Source organism: Arthrobacter sp. ZGTC212, from assembly GCF_002929255.1.
Classification (GTDB): domain Bacteria; phylum Actinomycetota; class Actinomycetes; order Actinomycetales; family Micrococcaceae; genus Arthrobacter_B; species Arthrobacter_B sunyaminii.
Map to the genome: position 1 here is coordinate 791,345 of NZ_PJIJ01000001.1, position 15,299 is coordinate 806,643.

General features: G+C 64.4%; 12 protein-coding genes. 7 read left to right on the forward strand and 5 right to left on the reverse strand.

Annotated elements, in window-relative coordinates; translation table 11 throughout:
- Positions 1-215 precede the first annotated feature (215 nt).
- From CXQ89_RS03910 to menD, 3 genes are all read left to right on the forward strand, one after another.
- Positions 216-1,982 (forward strand): BCCT family transporter, encoded by a 1,767-nt coding sequence (locus CXQ89_RS03910; protein WP_258059851.1) that lies wholly within the window; start codon positions 216-218, stop codon positions 1,980-1,982.
- Between the two features lie 263 nt (positions 1,983-2,245).
- Positions 2,246-3,955 (forward strand): thiamine pyrophosphate-dependent enzyme, encoded by a 1,710-nt coding sequence (locus tag CXQ89_RS03915; RefSeq protein WP_104160363.1) that lies wholly within the window; start codon positions 2,246-2,248, stop codon positions 3,953-3,955.
- A 241-nt stretch (positions 3,956-4,196) separates the two neighbouring features.
- Complete coding sequence (gene menD / locus CXQ89_RS03920) at positions 4,197-5,930, forward strand: 2-succinyl-5-enolpyruvyl-6-hydroxy-3-cyclohexene-1-carboxylic-acid synthase (protein ID WP_104160364.1); 1,734 nt, start codon at positions 4,197-4,199, stop codon at positions 5,928-5,930.
- A gap of 70 nt (positions 5,931-6,000) precedes the next feature.
- On the opposite strand, the gene CXQ89_RS03925 is transcribed toward menD, so the two are convergent.
- The 5 genes from CXQ89_RS03925 to CXQ89_RS03945 form a co-directional block, all read right to left on the reverse strand.
- Positions 6,001-6,774: an amino acid ABC transporter ATP-binding protein gene (locus tag CXQ89_RS03925; protein WP_104160365.1), complete on the reverse strand. Its 774-nt coding sequence runs from the start codon at positions 6,772-6,774 to the stop codon at positions 6,001-6,003.
- A 5-nt stretch (positions 6,775-6,779) separates the two neighbouring features.
- A complete protein-coding gene (locus tag CXQ89_RS03930; protein ID WP_104101756.1) occupies positions 6,780-7,565 on the reverse strand; it encodes an amino acid ABC transporter permease in 786 nt (261 codons plus the stop codon).
- Between the two features lie 88 nt (positions 7,566-7,653).
- Positions 7,654-8,442, reverse strand: coding sequence for a transporter substrate-binding domain-containing protein (locus CXQ89_RS03935; protein ID WP_104101755.1), 789 nt, complete (start codon positions 8,440-8,442; stop codon positions 7,654-7,656).
- Between the two features lie 144 nt (positions 8,443-8,586).
- On the reverse strand, positions 8,587-9,378 hold the full coding sequence (locus tag CXQ89_RS03940; RefSeq protein WP_104160366.1) for a basic amino acid ABC transporter substrate-binding protein: 792 nt from the start codon (positions 9,376-9,378) through the stop codon (positions 8,587-8,589).
- 183 nt (positions 9,379-9,561) lie between these two features.
- The gene (locus tag CXQ89_RS03945; RefSeq protein ID WP_237685637.1) at positions 9,562-10,887 is read right to left on the reverse strand and encodes an isochorismate synthase; all 1,326 of its coding nucleotides are present in this window, start codon (positions 10,885-10,887) and stop codon (positions 9,562-9,564) included.
- Between the two features lie 142 nt (positions 10,888-11,029).
- Between CXQ89_RS03945 and CXQ89_RS03950 the strand changes: the two genes are divergently transcribed.
- The 4 genes from CXQ89_RS03950 (at position 11,030) to CXQ89_RS03965 (ending at position 15,269) form a co-directional block, all read left to right on the forward strand.
- Complete coding sequence (locus CXQ89_RS03950) at positions 11,030-11,737, forward strand: demethylmenaquinone methyltransferase (protein WP_104052963.1); 708 nt, start codon at positions 11,030-11,032, stop codon at positions 11,735-11,737.
- Positions 11,738-13,087, forward strand: coding sequence for a geranylgeranyl reductase family protein (locus CXQ89_RS03955; RefSeq protein ID WP_104160368.1), 1,350 nt, complete (start codon positions 11,738-11,740; stop codon positions 13,085-13,087).
- Positions 13,080-14,141 (forward strand): polyprenyl synthetase family protein, encoded by a 1,062-nt coding sequence (locus CXQ89_RS03960; protein WP_104160369.1) that lies wholly within the window; start codon positions 13,080-13,082, stop codon positions 14,139-14,141. Before CXQ89_RS03955 ends, CXQ89_RS03960 begins: the two co-directional genes overlap by 8 nt.
- A 141-nt stretch (positions 14,142-14,282) precedes the next feature.
- Entirely contained in the window at positions 14,283-15,269 is a 987-nt protein-coding gene (locus CXQ89_RS03965) for a lantibiotic dehydratase C-terminal domain-containing protein (protein WP_104160370.1), read from the forward strand.
- Positions 15,270-15,299: the final 30 nt, after the last annotated feature.

The following is a 15,299-nucleotide window of genomic DNA, read 5'->3' on the forward strand; positions in this document are numbered from 1 at the left end:
ATTGTTATGAATTAGAGCAGTTGCAGGTAAATGCACTAAAGTCGTGCGTTATGAATTCTGACCCTTTACATTTTGACGGAGCGGCAAACAGCACGGACAGGCCGCCTGCGCCCGGTTTGCAGGGACAGAAACCGGGCGGGCGGCCGGTCGAACGGGTAAAAAAGGCACTGCGCCATGCCGCCTCCGAGCCAACGTTCGGTCTTCACCCCGGACTTGTGCCGGGAATCAGCGTTGAGGACACCGGGGTTGGTTTTCCAACCCGGCGCAGCGTGTTCATTGTCGCGCTGGCTGTTTCCCTGGCAATCCTGACGTGGGCAACACTTGCGCCGGCCAACCTCAACCTGGTCGGCACCACCATGCAGGGCTGGGTGGTGGTTCGCTTCGGGTGGCTGTTCAATGCAACCGTGGTGGGCATCGTGATCTTCATGCTGGTAGTGGGTTTTGGCCCCACCGGCAAGATCCGCTTGGGTGCCGACGACAGCACCCCGGAATACTCGACTCTGTCGTGGATCTCCATGCTGTTCGCCGCCGGTTTGGGTATTGGCCTGATTTTCTACGGACCCATGGAGCCGCTCAGCCATTTCCTTAGCCCTCCGCCGTCGACGGATGCCGAGGCCGGGACCTCCGACGCCATCCTGCCCGCCATGACTGACGCCTTCCTGCACCAGGCGTCCATCGCCTGGTGCATCTACGCCCTGGTGGGCGGGGCACTGGCTTACGCCTCCTACCGGCGCGGCCGCCTGCCGTTGATTTCCTCACTCTTTGAACCGGTTTTTCCGGACGGCAACAACCGTGTTTTGGGCAAGATCATCGATGTCTTCGCCGTGCTGGTGACCCTGTTCGGCACAGCGACGTCGCTGGGTATCGGCGCACTCCAGATCCGCACGGGCGTTTCGATGATCACCGGGAAGGAACTGGGCAATGGTTTCGTCGTCGTGGCCATCACCATTTTGACGGTTGTCTTCACCATCTCCGCAGTGGCCGGCATTAAAAAGGGCATTCGGCTGATGTCCAACGCCAACATGACCCTGGTCATCCTGCTCGCGGCTTTTGTCCTGCTGGCAGGACCGACCTTCTTCGTGCTGGATCTGCTGCCGGTTTCACTCATCGCGTTTTTCGACAACCTGCCGAACATGCTCACGGTCTTTGCCGGCCAGGGCGCCACGGAGGAGGCGTATCTGACGGCCTGGACGACGCTGTACTGGGCCTGGTGGATTTCGTGGTCCCCGTTCGTGGGAATGTTCATTGCGAAGATTTCCAAGGGCCGGACCCTGCGACAGTTCGTCACCGTGGTGGTGTTTGTTCCCTCGGCCATCTCCATCGTCTGGTTCACGGTCTTCGGCGGCAGCGCCATCTGGATGAACCTGGAGGGCAGGGACATGACGGTGGTGGGTGCCGGGGAGAACGTCATGTTCGATTTGCTGGGCAATCTCCCCTTCAGTACCGTGACATCGGTTGTCTGCCTGGTGGCCATTCTGGTCTTCTTTGTCACCGCCGCGGACTCCGCAGCCAACGTCATGGGGTCCATGTCCCAGTCGGGGCGGCCGGTCCCCTCGAAATCGGTGACCATCGTGTGGGCTTCCGCGCTTGGACTGATCTCCATGGCCCTGCTGCTGGCCGGCGGACGCAACGCACTCTCGGGGCTGCAGTCCATCATGGTGACCTGTGCCCTGCCCTTCACCATCATCCTGATCGGCGTGATGGTGTCGTGGGGCAAGGAGCTGCGCAATGATCCCTACATGATTCGCCGCCGGTATGCACTGGAGGCCATTAGGGGAGGAGTGCGCCGGGGTATCGGTGAGCACGGTGACGACTTTGTCTTCGGTGCCGCTCCCGTGTCGGAGGACGAAGGAGCCGGCGCCGACTTTGAAAGCGATGACCCCGCGCTCACCGAGTGGTACACGGAGGCCGTGCAGGATCCGGACGTCGTGGAGGGTCCGGAGGAGCAGCCGGACAAGGTAAAAGCCGCCACCGCCGACTAGCGCCTGGACCGGGGTGAGCCGTTGCTGCCCGGGTGAAAGGGAAGCGGGAGCCATCTTGGTTCCCGCTTCCGCGGTTTAACGGTGCCCCGGAAGGTATCGCTCCGGACACGGGGACCGGATCTCGTCACACTACGCCGCATATCGGCCCGGTGCGGTTAGGATGATCCCACTTCGAAACCAAGCAAGTGCTTTGCTAACGGAAATCGAACGGACATTGACAGTCCGACGGCGCATTGATGAATCCGAGCAACGAAAGTGAATAGATGACAACGACGTCAGAGCTGCCTCAGGCATCCTCCTTTCCCCGAGTATCCGCTCCCTCCACGGCAGCAACCAGTTCCGCGACCAAGTCCGCCGGCCACGTGATTGTTGATTCGCTGGCTGCTCACGGAGTGGAGCGGGCCTACGTGGTGCCCGGCGAAAGTTTTCTGGATGTGCTGGATGGACTGCACCAGTCAGCGATTGAAACCGTCGTATGCCGGCATGAAGGCGGGGCCGCCTACATGGCCGAGGCCGCAGGCAAGATGCAGCAGCTTCCGGGCATCGCCATGGTTACCCGCGGCCCGGGCGCGGCAAACGCGCACGTCGGCCTGCACACGGCCTGGCAGGATTCCACGCCCATGGTGCTTTTTGTGGGCCTAATTCCGTTCGAGCACCGGGACCGTGAGGCGTTTCAGGAATTCGATATCAAGGCCTGGTTCGACACCGGCGCCAAACGGGTGATGGTCCTGGACCACGCCGAGCGGGCGTCCGAGATTGTGGCCGAGGCGATCTTTGCCGCGATGAGCGGCCGTCCGGGCCCCGTCGTCGTCGGCCTTCCCGAGGACATTATTCGCAAGGAAATCAGCGCCGACCTGCATCCGCCTATTCCGGTTGCCCCCGGCGGCATGACAGTGACGGACTGGAAAGCGCTGCAGGCTGCGCTGAAGGAAGCGGACAAGCCGCTGTTTGTCACCGGCGGCAATGACTGGACGCAGGAAGGCGCAGACGCCCTGACCCGGTGGCTGGAGGAACACAACCTCCCCGCCGCCGCTGAGTGGCGCTGCGAGGGAATCGTACCCTTCGACTCACCCTCCTACGTCGGGCCGATCGGGTACGGCAGGCCGAAGCCCACGTACGACCTGCTCGAAGAGACGGACCTGCTGGTCTTTGTCGGTACCGTGCCCGGTGACGTGCTCACCGATGGTTTTGTCGCCAGGCAGGACTGGGGTAAGAAGAACTTCCTCGTCACGATCGATCCCTCGCTGCGCGGCCGTTCCGGTCCGGTTTCCTACCAGATCGTCGCCAAGCCGGATGTCTTTGTCCGTGACCTGGTGCTGATGGATCTGCCGGTGAAGGACGAGTGGAAGGCCTGGACCTCCCGCATGCGCGGTGAGCAGGAATCGTTCGCCGCCCTGCCGCCCGCCGGACCGCAGACCGGGCAGGCACGGATGGACACCCTGATGGCGCTTCTGGTGCCGACGCTGCCGGATGACGCCATGGTCACCCTGGGCGCAGGCGAGCACACCAACTGGGCCCACCGCTATTTCCCCACGAAGCGATACGCCTCCATGGTCAGCGCCCGTAACGGTTCCATGGGCTATTCCGTGCCATCGGCTGTGGCTGCGTCGCTGACCTACCCGGGCCGGCGCGTGGTGACCATCGCCGGCGACGGCGAGTTCCTGATGAACGGCCAGGAGCTGGCCACGGCCGCCCAGTACGGGGCCACCCCGCTGGTGATCGTCATGGACAACCAGGAATATGGCACCATTCGAACCCATCAGGAGCGCCACTACCCCGAGCGGGTCTCCGGCACCCAGCTGAAAAACCCCGAGTTTGGGCTCATGGCCCAGGCCTTTGGGGGCTTCGGCATCAAAGTGGAGCGCGACGCCGATATTCCCGCGGCCATCGAGGCTGCGCTGAAGGCTATCGATGAGGACAAGACCTTTGCGCTCATCCACCTGGTTGTCGAGCAGCGCGTGAAGGCGTACTGAGCGTACTGAGGAAGGGGTCGGCTGTCCGCGGGCATCTCGCTGCGGCTGCGCCCCTGCCAAATCCCTCCGCTTGGGGAAAAGGCGACCGGTTTGGGATTTTGCTGCCGCTGCGGAACGGCAGGGATCTCCCAAAACGGAGGGGATTTCCCAAACCGGAGCAGACGACGACGGCTGCCTGCCTTTCAATCCGGTATCGACCGGCTGACGATACACACCAGCCCCCGAACCCTAGGATGGAGAGGTGACCGGAACCTCGAAATCTCCCAGCCCGTCGGCCTCCGCCGCATCCTCCGACCCGAAGGCGGGAAGCAATCTCAGTTCGCTGCAGGCCGCCCGCTCCGCGGTGGCCGCACTGACCGCCGCAGGGGTGACCGACGTCGTCATTGCCCCGGGATCGCGCAGCGCCCCGCTGGCTTACGCGCTGGCGGAGGCCGAGGTGCAGGGACGGGTGAAGGTGCACGTGCGGATCGACGAACGCGTGGCCGGCTTCACCGCGCTGGGCCTGGCCCGCGGCGGACACCGGCCGGCCGCCGTCGTCACCACCTCCGGCACCGCGGTGGGCGAACTGATGCCCGCCGTCATGGAAGCCCACCATGCCGGCGTGCCGCTGGTGGTGCTCTCCGCCGACCGGCCCGCGGAGCTGCACGGGACCGGCGCCAACCAGACCACCGTCCAGCCCGGGATCTTCGCCGAGTTTCCCGCCTCCACCGCGAACGTCCGCGCCGGAGATGACCCCGCCGGAGCCATCGGTGCAGCCTTCGACGCGGTCAGTGCCGGCAGCCCGGTGGGGCCGATCCACATCAACCTGCAGTTCCGTGACCCGCTGATCCCGCAGGACAGCGACACCGCCGAACTGGCGGTCCCCGACGCCGAAACTCCAACCGAACTCCCGGCAGAACCCGTCGCCACCGGCCGCGAGGCAGCGGCCCTGGCCAACCACCCCGGAACTCGCCGCGCCGTGGTCATCGCCGGCGACGGCGCCGGCGAGATTGCCGCACTGTTTGCCCGCCGCGCAGGATTGCCTCTGCTGGCCGAACCGTCCTCGAACGCCCGTTTCGGCCCGAACGCGATTGGTGCCTACCGCCTGCTGCTGGAGGAACTGGGCCCGGAGGTCGAGCGCGTGGTGGTCTTCGGCAGGCCAACCCTGTCCCGACCCGTCGCCGGACTGCTCGCCCGCAGGGACGTGGAGAAGGCCATTTACGTACCGCGCCCGGTGAACTGGTTCACTGCCGGACGCCGCCCCGAAACTCTCATCACCGACTTGGCCGGACTGTTCGACTTTGTCGGCGAAGGCACTCCCGGCTGGCTGGAGCGCTGGCAAACCGCCTCCGCCGCGGCGATGGCCGCGGTATCCTCGCTGCTCGACGGGGAGAGTGAACTAAACGGCCTGCACGTGGCGGATCTGGTGTGGGACCACACGGACGGCAACCTGGTGCTGGGCTCTTCCAACCCCATCCGGGACATGGACCTGGTGGCGGCCCCGGACTGGCATCCGCTGGACGTCTACGCCAACCGCGGCCTGGCCGGCATTGACGGCACCATTGCGACGGCGGCCGGCATTGCGCTGGCCAACGGCATCCCCACCCGGGTGCTGCTCGGCGACCTCACCTTCCTGCACGACGCCGGCGCCCTCCTGCTCGGCCCCGACGAACCTGAGCCGGACCTGCAGCTGGTGGTGCTGAACGACGGCGGCGGCGGCATCTTCTCCACGCTTGAGCACGGGGCGCTGGGGGAGCGCGAGGAGTATGCTGCCGTCGTCGAGCGCTTCTTCGGCACCCCGCACACCGTGGACATGGCCGCCCTGGCCGCCGCCTACGGTGTGCCGCACACGCTGGTCCGCACGGCGGACGAGCTCGACGCCGCCCTGGACGCCCCCGTCACGGGCCGCTCCATCCTGGAGGTTCCGGTGCGCCGGGACGCCCTCCGGGAACTGCACGCGGCGGTCAAGGGCGCCGTGCAGAACGTGCTCAGGTAACTTTCCAGGGCACCAACAAAAGCAGCCCTCCCGCACGTGGCGTGCGGGAGGGCTGCTTTGCTGTGGAACGCTAGAGCACCTTGGAGAGGAACTCACGGGTGCGCGGGTGCTGCGGGTTATCCAGCACGTCGCTGGGGCGGCCCTGCTCGACGACGACGCCGCCGTCCATGAACACCACGCGGTCACCGACTTCCCGGGCAAAACCGATCTCGTGGGTCACCACCATCATGGTCATGCCCTCTTCGGCCAGCTTCCGCATGACCGCGAGGACGTCGCCCACCAGTTCGGGGTCCAGGGCGGAGGTCGGCTCGTCAAAGAGCATCATGTCCGGATCCATGGACAACGCCCGGGCAATGGCCACACGCTGCTGCTGGCCGCCGGAAAGCTGCGCGGGGAACGAGTCGCCGCGGTCGGCCAGGCCCACCTTGGCCAGGTTCGTTCTGGCGATTTCCTCAGCCTCGACTTTGCCGCGCTTCTTGGCCCGGCGCTGGGCGAGAGTGAGGTTTTTCAGCACGTTCAGGTGCGGGAAGAGGTTGAACTGCTGGAACACGATACCGATCCGGGTGCGGACCTTGTCCAGATCCGTCTCGGGATCGGTGATGTCCACGCCTTCCACCAGGATGGTGCCGCTGGTGGGCTCCTCCAAGCGGTTGACGCAGCGCAGCAGGGTGGACTTGCCGGAACCGGACGGGCCGATCACGCACACCACCTCGCCCTGGTCCACGTGGAAGTCGATGCCCTTGAGCACCTCTTTGGAACCGAAGCTCTTGTGCAGGTTCTGAACCTGGATGGCGGGAACCGCTTTGCTGGCGGCGGCGGGGGAGCTGGATGCTGCAGTACTCATGGCAGTCACCGGCCTCTCTGGTTGTGGCGCTCAAGCTTGGCTACCAGCTGCGTCAGCGGCAGCGTGATGATGAGGTACATCAGTGCAGCCAGCACCAGCGGAGTGGAATTGGCGTTTTGGGACACTGCGTCGCGGGCGAACGTTGTCAGTTCACGGTCCGCCAGCGCCATTCCGGCAATGAACAGCAGCGAGGTGTCCTTGATCAGGATGACGAGTTCGTTGGTCAGCGGCGGGGTGATGATGCGGAACGCCTGCGGCAGGGTCACGGACACCATGGTCCAGGCCGGGCCCATGCCCAGGGAACGGGCCGCTTCGATCTGGCCGGCCGGTACCGCCTGGATGCCCGCGCGGATGGTCTCGGCAATATACGCGGCCGAGACCACGATCAAGGCAATGAGGCCGCCTCCGGCATTTCCTCCGGGCCACTGCCAGGAGAAAGCGATCGGCACGGCGAAGGCAAACGCGAAGATGACCAGCAGAGCCGGGAGCCCGCGGAATAGTTCAATGTAGGCCGTCGCGGCCCAGCGGTAGGGTGCCACGGGGGAGAGCTTCATCAGGGCCAGGATCAGGCCAAGTGCCAGGCCGCCGGCAAAGGCGATGGCGGTGTAGATGATGGTGTTCTTGACGGCCACGGTGATGATCGTCGGGAAAGCCTTCTTGGCCACTTCGGCGTCAAAGAAGTTCACCCCGATAGCTTTCCAGTCCGCAAGCAGGACGATGGCCAGAACGGCCAGGATGAAGACGACGTACAGGACGCCCCGGAAGAGGCGTCTGCGGGTGGAGGGTTTCAAGGTGGAGCCTTCCGCGGAAGATATGTGTGGCGCCGCCCCGGAGTGGGTCACAAACCGGGACGGCGGAACGTTCAATGCTTGTCAGGGCTTATTCGGCAAAGTACTTGTCGTAAATTTCGGTGTATTTGCCGTTCTCCCGGAGGTCGGCCAACTGGGCGTTGACCTCTTCGATCAGGGCAGTGTTTTCCTTTTTGGTGGCGAAGCCGTAGGACTCGTCCGTCTCGTATTCTTCTACGATGTCGTACTCGCCCTCCTTCGTGTGGTTCGTGTTCACGGCGATGTCCTGGAGGATGGCGTCGATGCTCCCGGCCTGAATGGCCTGAAACAGCTCGCCGTCGCCGGGGTACTCAAGGATCTCGGCGCCCTCGACGTTTTCCTGTGCATATGCGGCACCGGTGGTGGACTGCTGCACACCTACGCGCTTTCCGGCCAAATCGTCGATGCCCGTAATGTCCGAGCCTTCGGGAACCATGAGCGTCTGCAGCGAGTCATAGTAGGGATCACTGAAGAGCAGATTCTCCGAGCGTTCGGGCGTAATGGTGACTGCGCTGGCGCTGAGGTCGCACATTCCCGCGCTGACAGCCGTACCGCCCTGAATTGCTTCAAAGGCCGACTGCTGGATCTCTGTTTCCAAACCCATGCCGGTGGCGATTTCCCGGATCAAATCAATGTCAAAGCCGGTATATTCTCCGTCCTCGACATATTCGAACGGCACGTAGGGGATTTCAGAGCAGACCTTCAGGGTTCCTTCCGAAACCAGGCCGAGTCCCGAGTCAGCGGCACCGTCGGCGGATGAATCGTCACCACCGCAGGCGGTCAGGGCCAAGGCGGTTAGCGCCACTGTGGCGAGGGCGGTTCGGCGTGCGTTGTTCAGCATGGATTTACAACCTTTTCATGGACGGACCCAGTGGCGATTGCCCCTTTATAAACAGATGAAAGCACTCTAGATTCTACGCATGTCACATTTCATCGGGGTACTGAACACGACGGCGCCGTTCGCGTATTGGGCTCCGCCTACGCGTTATTCGGTGAAGTACTTGTCGTAAATCTCCTGGTACTTGCCGTTGCTGTGCATCTCGGCGAGCTGGGCGTTGATCTCAGTGATCAGCTTTTCGCTGCCGTCCTTCTTTGCAGCCAGACCATAGGATTCACCGGTGGAATAAGTTCCGGCGAGGCTGAAATTCTTGTCATCCGCGTGCTTGAGGTTTACCGGCAGGTCTTGGAAGACGCCGTCAATGTTGCCGGCCTGCAGCGCCTGGAACAGATCCGCGTCCGTCTGGTAGGCGATAACCTCGGTGTCGGAAGGTGCATTGTCACGGGCATAGGTTTCGCCGGTGGTGCCCTGCTGAATGCCGATTCTCTTGCCGGACATGTCCTCCAGTGACTTTGCCGGAGAGTCCGCAGGAACCAGCAGTGACTGCAGGGAGTCGTAGTACGGATCGGAGAACGCGAGGTTTGCTTCGCGCTCCGGGGTGATGGTCATGGCCGCGGCGATCAGGTCGCACTGGTTGGCGGCCAGGACGGTGCCGCTCTGCAGGCCGTCGAAACTGGCGTTCTGCACTTCCAACTCCAGGCCCATGCCGGCGGCGATCTCACGGCTGAGGTCCATGTCGAAGCCGGTGTACTCGCCGTCCTCGCCTACATATTCAAAGGGCTCAAACGGAACGTTGGAGCAAACCGTCAGTGCGCCGTCGTTCACGATCGGAATCCCGGATTCCGTTTCCGCAGAACCGCTGCCGCCGCTGCAGGCAGTGGCGGTCAGGGCGCCGACAGCCAGGACGGCGGCCAAGGCGGTGCGTGTTTTGTACAGCATGGGAATTACAACCTCGAAATCGGAAAGGGACGGGACCGGCCGGAGGGGCCGGTGCTGCTGCCTGAGCTATGCATAAATATGCACGATCACTCAATTATACGCACTCCGAAGCGGTGCGATACACAACCTTCGTCACACCGTCAAGGGAGGCGCTTAAAGTTTAGGAGCAGGCGGCCCTGAGTGCTAAGCCCGGGATCCGGCCACGGCACCGCGGGCGCGGTCCAGTTCCAGTGCTTCGAGCATGGGGCGGAACTTGCTCCAGGTTTCCGCCAGTTCCGCGGCCGGATTGGATCCGGCCACAATGCCGCAGCCTGCATACAGCCGCACCGTGCGGGGGTCCTCAATGACGGCTCCGCGCAGGGCGATGCCCCATTCGCCGTTGCCTGCGGCGTCCATCCAGCCCACGGGGCCGGCATAGGGTCCGCGGTCCATGTGTTCAAGTTCACTGATCAGTTCGCCGGCAACGCTGGTGGGGAAGCCGCAGACTGCCGCGGTGGGATGCAGTGCCTCCACCAGGGCAAGCGACGTCGGGATTCCGCCGTCGGCGCCGGGCGCCAAGTCGGCGGCCACGTCGGACGCGAGGTGCCAGACGTTGGGCAGTTCCAAGACAAACGGCTCGCTGTGCGAAGTCATGGAGGAGGTGAAGGGCTGCAGCTGGCGGGTGAGCGAATCAATCGCGATCTGGTGTTCATGACGCTGTTTGTCGGATCCGGCCAGCACCCGCTGCGGATAGTGCGGATCATCCGCCGGCGCCGTGGCACGGTCCAGGGTGCCGGCCAGGACGCGGGCGCGGGCGACTCCGTTCTCCACCTTGATCAGCATTTCGGGCGTGGAACCGATCAGGCCGTCCACCGAATAGGTCCAGCAGCTGCGGTACCGCAAAGCCAGCTCGCGCAGCACCTGCGCCGCAGACACGGGCGAACCGAGGGACGCCACAATGTCGCGGGCCAGGACAATCTTGCTGAGGTCCCCGGCGTTGATGTGCGCCACCGAGCGGGCCACGGCGTTCTTCCACTCGGCCTCGCTGAGGATACCGGGCAGGATGCGGTCCTCCGGGTCCGGCTCGCGCGCAACCGGAACTTCATCCAGATACAGGTCCAGGGCCGACCTGGCGGAGGCCGGGCTCAGCTCGGCATCGGGATCTGCTGTGGTCTGCGTAATCCAGGTGACACCGTCGCGTGAACCCACCACGATCTCCGGCACAATGAGCCGGGATTCAAAAGGAGAGCGTTTGGAGAATCCGAAGGATCCGAAAGCGGCCAGGCCGCTGCCGGGAACCGACAGCGGATTCTCGATCTCGGCGTCGTCCGCCAGCTTTAGCCACCACTGTTGCGCGTCCGCGAAGCGTTCGGGGCCGCTGGAGGTGAAACGGGCACTTTCACCGAAGCCCACCAGCCCTTCTCCGCTGCGGATCCAGGCAAGCTGGTCATTAAGGACCAGATACTCCAGCAGCCCGATTGTGGCGGACAGCTCACCAATGGGCACGGTCAGGGAACGCAGGGTGGTCATAATGACTCCAGCCTACTCCTCGCGCGGATGTGTCCCGGGCGGCGTTCCACGCCGCTGAGGGCACGGGGCCATCCTCCGTGAGGCGGAAGACACCTGCAACTGCGCGTTCGGTCCCGTGGACATTCTTTGAGACAATGATCGAGTGAAGCGCGCATCGTTGGAAAAACGCCCTGATGAAGTCGCTGCCATGTTTGACGACGTGGCACCGAAATACGACGTCGTGAATGACGTGCTGTCCCTGGGACAGACGCGCCGTTGGCGTCGTCTGGTGGTGGACGCCGTTGGCGCCCAGCCAGGCCAGCGGGTCCTTGACCTGGCCGCCGGCACCGGCACCTCCAGTGAACCCTACGCAGACGCCGGCATCAACGTAGTTGCCTGCGACTTCTCCCTGGGGATGCTCAAGGTGGGCAAGCGGCGCCGTCCGGACATCGACTTCGTGGCCGGCGACGCCACCAATCTGCCGTTCGAGGACAACTCCTTTGACGCCTCCACCATCTCCTTTGGCCTGCGCAACGTGAACGAGCCGAAAAAGGCGCTCTCCGAGATGCTTCGGGTCACCAAGCCCGGCGGCCGTCTGGTGATCGCCGAGTTCTCCTCTCCCACCGTTCCGGTGTGGCGGACCATGTACACCGAATACCTGATGCGGGCCCTTCCGCCTATCGCCCGCAAGGTTGCCTCCAACCCCGATGCTTACGTTTACCTCGCTGAGTCCATCCGCGCCTGGCCCAACCAGGACGGACTGGCGGCCTGGATTTCGGAGACCGGCTGGGACGACGTGGCCTACCGCAACCTCTCCGGCGGCATCGTGGCCATCCACCGTGCTGTAAAGCCGGGGAGGACAGCCATCTAAGTGAAGGTCCTTATTGTCGGTGCCGGGCCCGCCGGTTCCACCGCTGCCTACTACCTGGCCCGCGCCGGAGTGGACGTTACCGTCCTGGAAAAGACCTCCTTCCCCCGGGAGAAGGTCTGCGGCGACGGCCTGACGCCCCGCGCCGTCCGTGAGATCCAGCTCCTCGGCCTGCCCCATGAAGAATCAGAGGGCTGGCGCCGCAACAAGGGCCTTCGCCTCATTGCAGGGGGACGCACCGTTGAACTTCCCTGGCCGGTGCTCTCCGATTTCCCCGATTACGGACTGATCCGCACCCGCCTGGGCTTTGACGAGGCGCTGGCCCGCCACGCGCAGGCGGCCGGGGCGCTCATTCTGGAGCGGCACTCGGTCACCTCCGCGCTGCGCAGCGATGACGGCCGGGTTACCGGGGCAGTGGCCAACGTGCTCGACGACGCCGGCCGGCGCACCGGTGAAACCCGCGAATTCTCCGCTGACGTGGTGCTCGCGGCTGACGGCAACTCCAGCCGCACCGCCCTGAGCCTGGGCATCGAAAAGCGCGACGACCGGCCGCTGGGCGTGGCCGTGCGCACCTACTTCGAAAGCCCGCGCAGCAACGATGACTGGATGGAAGGCTGGCTGGAACTTCCCGACGCTGCCGGAAATCCGCTGCCCGGCTACGGCTGGGTCTTCGGGGTGGGCGACGGAACGTCCAATGTGGGCCTGGGCATCCTGAACTCGTCCAAGGAATTCGGAAAGCTGGACTACCGCAAGGTCCTGCGCGACTGGACCGCGGGTATGCCCGCCGAGTGGGGTTTTTCTCCAGAGAACCAGGTGGGGGAGATCCGCGGTGCGGCGCTGCCGATGGGCTTCAACCGCACCCCGCACTACTCACCGGGGCTCCTGCTGCTGGGCGACGCCGGCGGCATGGTCTCGCCGTTCAACGGCGAGGGCATTTCCTACGCTATGGAATCCGCGCGGTTCGCCGCCGACTTTATCGTGGCAGCCGAGGCTGAGGCACGCACTCCGGGAATCCTGTCTGCCCCGGCAGCCTTTGATTACCGTCTCTCGGGCTACGCCGACCATATCCGTGCAGAGTGGGGAAGCCACTTCACCCTGGGCCGGATCTTCGCCGGACTGATCGGCAAACCCGCCATCATGAAGCTCGCGCTGCGCACCGGAATGCCGCTGCCGGTGCTGATGAAATTTGTGGTGCGGATGCTGGCCAACCTCACGGACCGCAGCAACAAGGGTTTGGAGGATAGAGTTATTGCCGTGCTGGAAGCCCTTGTCCCGGCAGCCTCGAACCAAGACGATCCATCCCGCCCGCTGTCCAAACCGCTCCGACGAAAAGTTAGTTCACACCGTGACTGAATCCTCGAACACCAGCCCGGATACTGCCGCTGACGACGCCGCGCCCGCACTGCCGGCAGGATTCGCGCTTATCGCCGAAGACCCCCAGCTGGGCCCTTCCATTGCCGCCGCCCTGGAGCTGGTGGAAGCCCGGCTCCTTGAAGCAATCTCCAACTCGGATCCCTTTGCCAACGCCACCTCACGGCATCTGGCGCAGGCCGGCGGCAAGCGAATCCGCCCGCTGCTGGCGCTGCTGGCCTCACATCTGGGTCCCAACCCGGTCAACGACGACGTCATTCAGACCGCCGTCGTCGTTGAGCTGACGCATCTGGCCACGCTCTATCACGACGACGTCATGGATTCCGCGCCCCTGCGCCGCGGTGCGCCCACGGCCCACGAGGTGTGGGGCAACTCGGTGGCTGTGCTGACCGGAGACCTGATTTTTGCCCGTGCCTCCTCACTAGTGTCCGAGCTCGGCGGCGAAGCCCTGGGCATTCAGGCCCGCACCTTTGAACGGCTCTGCATGGGCCAGCTGCATGAAACGGTGGGACCGCGCGAGGAACAGGATCCGCTGGAACACTACCTGTCCGTCATTTCCGGCAAGACAGCGTCGCTGATCGCCGCTGCCGGCGAGTTCGGCTCGCTCTTCTCCGGTGCAGACCGCCGGGCCGTCGACGTCATGGTGGAGTACGGCGAGAAGGTGGGTACCGCGTTCCAGCTGGCCGACGACGTCATAGACGTCACCGGACTTCAGGCTAAGTCCGGCAAGACGCCGGGTACTGACCTGCGTGAAGGCGTGCCAACCTTGCCGGTGCTGCTGCTGCGCCGCAACGCTGCTGCGGGCGATGCCGATGCCGCCGCCGTACTTGAGCTGGTGGACGGGGACCTGAGCTCCGATGCAGCGCTGGCTGCAGCCGTGCAGGCACTGCGGGAGAACCGGGCCACGGCGGAGGCCTGGGCGGTTGCCCGGCAGTGGTCCGATGAAGCCGTTGCCGCGCTGGAACCGCTGCCGGACACCGTGGTCAAGCAGGCGCTGGCCAGCTTTGCCGTGGCCGTGGTGGAACGGGAAGTCTAGGGCGCACTCTAGCGGACACGGCCACCCCCGGCAATGCTTATAAGCATACTTACTATAGTTTTCTGCAGGTGAGAAGGCACTTTCCGGGTCTCTGCAACGCTGTGAAGCACTACGTTGTAGTAGATGCCAGAGGGAGAGACCATGAGCCAAGTTGTGGCCACGCGCCGTGAAGTGCAGCAGGTGGGGGCGGTGCCAGCCAGGTCCTTGCCGCAGAAGGCTGATGTGACGGGCTGGTGGGTGCTGACGGTGCAGCCAGCGCGTGCCGAGGTGTGTGACGCCGTCGTTAGGCATGTGGTCACGCCGCTGATTGCTCAGGCCAGAACTTGGGGGGCCGAGCGGAGTTTCTACTTACGGCATCTGGATGCCAGGGAACCGAGCGTGCAGGTGCATTTTTTGGTCCGAGGCGAGATCGCGGGCCGACTGAAGCGCTTTGCACAGGCTCTTTCGCTTCAGTGCTCGCCCCAGCTGGGGGAGCTGGATCTTTCCGAGAAACACCGCGGCGAATACCCGCCACCCCAGGGCGGGCCAGCCACGCCGCACGTCGAGGCAGTCATGGCTTCCTTCGGAGGTATCAAGGGTATTGCGCTCACCTGCGAAGTGGCGGAACTCTCCTCGGACCTCGCGGCTTGGGGGCTGGGCCGTTTTGAGGCCGCCGGCACCCGCTCGGCGTTTGCGGCCCTGCTTCTCCACGACACGGCTTATGCCATGATGCGCGGACCCCGTTCGGCATTGTGGCCGGATCGCCGGACGCTTAGCTGGGACTACTACTGGACGAGGCATCTGCGCAGCTGCACGGAATCTTTTGGACCCCAGGCAGAACGCGCACGCCGAGCCCTGACATTGCGGACGGCAACGCAGGTGGTTCCCGCACTCAATATCATGTCCGCCATCGCTTCCGAGCCATCCGTCGACACCTGGCGTAAGCGCTGGAGCCGCGCCGTGGATTCTTACCTGTACCAGGCGGATAAGGCCCGCATCAGCCGCAGCGCGGAGTTCCTGACCATTTATCAAAGCCGAAGGTTGCTCAACAGGTTTGGCATTGCTCCACCGGAGGAAGCCGCGCTTGGCCTTTACTCCCAAGCCTGGAGCCAGGACCGTGAACCCAAGACTGACCGGTCACGGCCGTAGGGCCGGGGCCGGCAATACTCTCGGCGCAGC

Excerpts from the sequence above, each read along its gene's own strand:
- CXQ89_RS03915 (WP_104160363.1), top strand. The coding sequence starts at position 2,246 with ATGACAACGACGTCAGAGCTGCCTCAGGCATCCTCCTTTCCCCGAGTA.
- CXQ89_RS03925 (WP_104160365.1), bottom strand. The coding sequence starts at position 6,774 with ATGAGTACTGCAGCATCCAGCTCCCCCGCCGCCGCCAGCAAAGCGGTT.
- CXQ89_RS03935 (WP_104101755.1), bottom strand. The coding sequence starts at position 8,442 with ATGCTGAACAACGCACGCCGAACCGCCCTCGCCACAGTGGCGCTAACC.
- CXQ89_RS03940 (WP_104160366.1), bottom strand. The coding sequence starts at position 9,378 with ATGCTGTACAAAACACGCACCGCCTTGGCCGCCGTCCTGGCTGTCGGC.
- CXQ89_RS03945 (WP_237685637.1), bottom strand. The coding sequence starts at position 10,887 with ATGACCACCCTGCGTTCCCTGACCGTGCCCATTGGTGAGCTGTCCGCC.
- CXQ89_RS03965 (WP_104160370.1), top strand. The coding sequence starts at position 14,283 with ATGAGCCAAGTTGTGGCCACGCGCCGTGAAGTGCAGCAGGTGGGGGCG.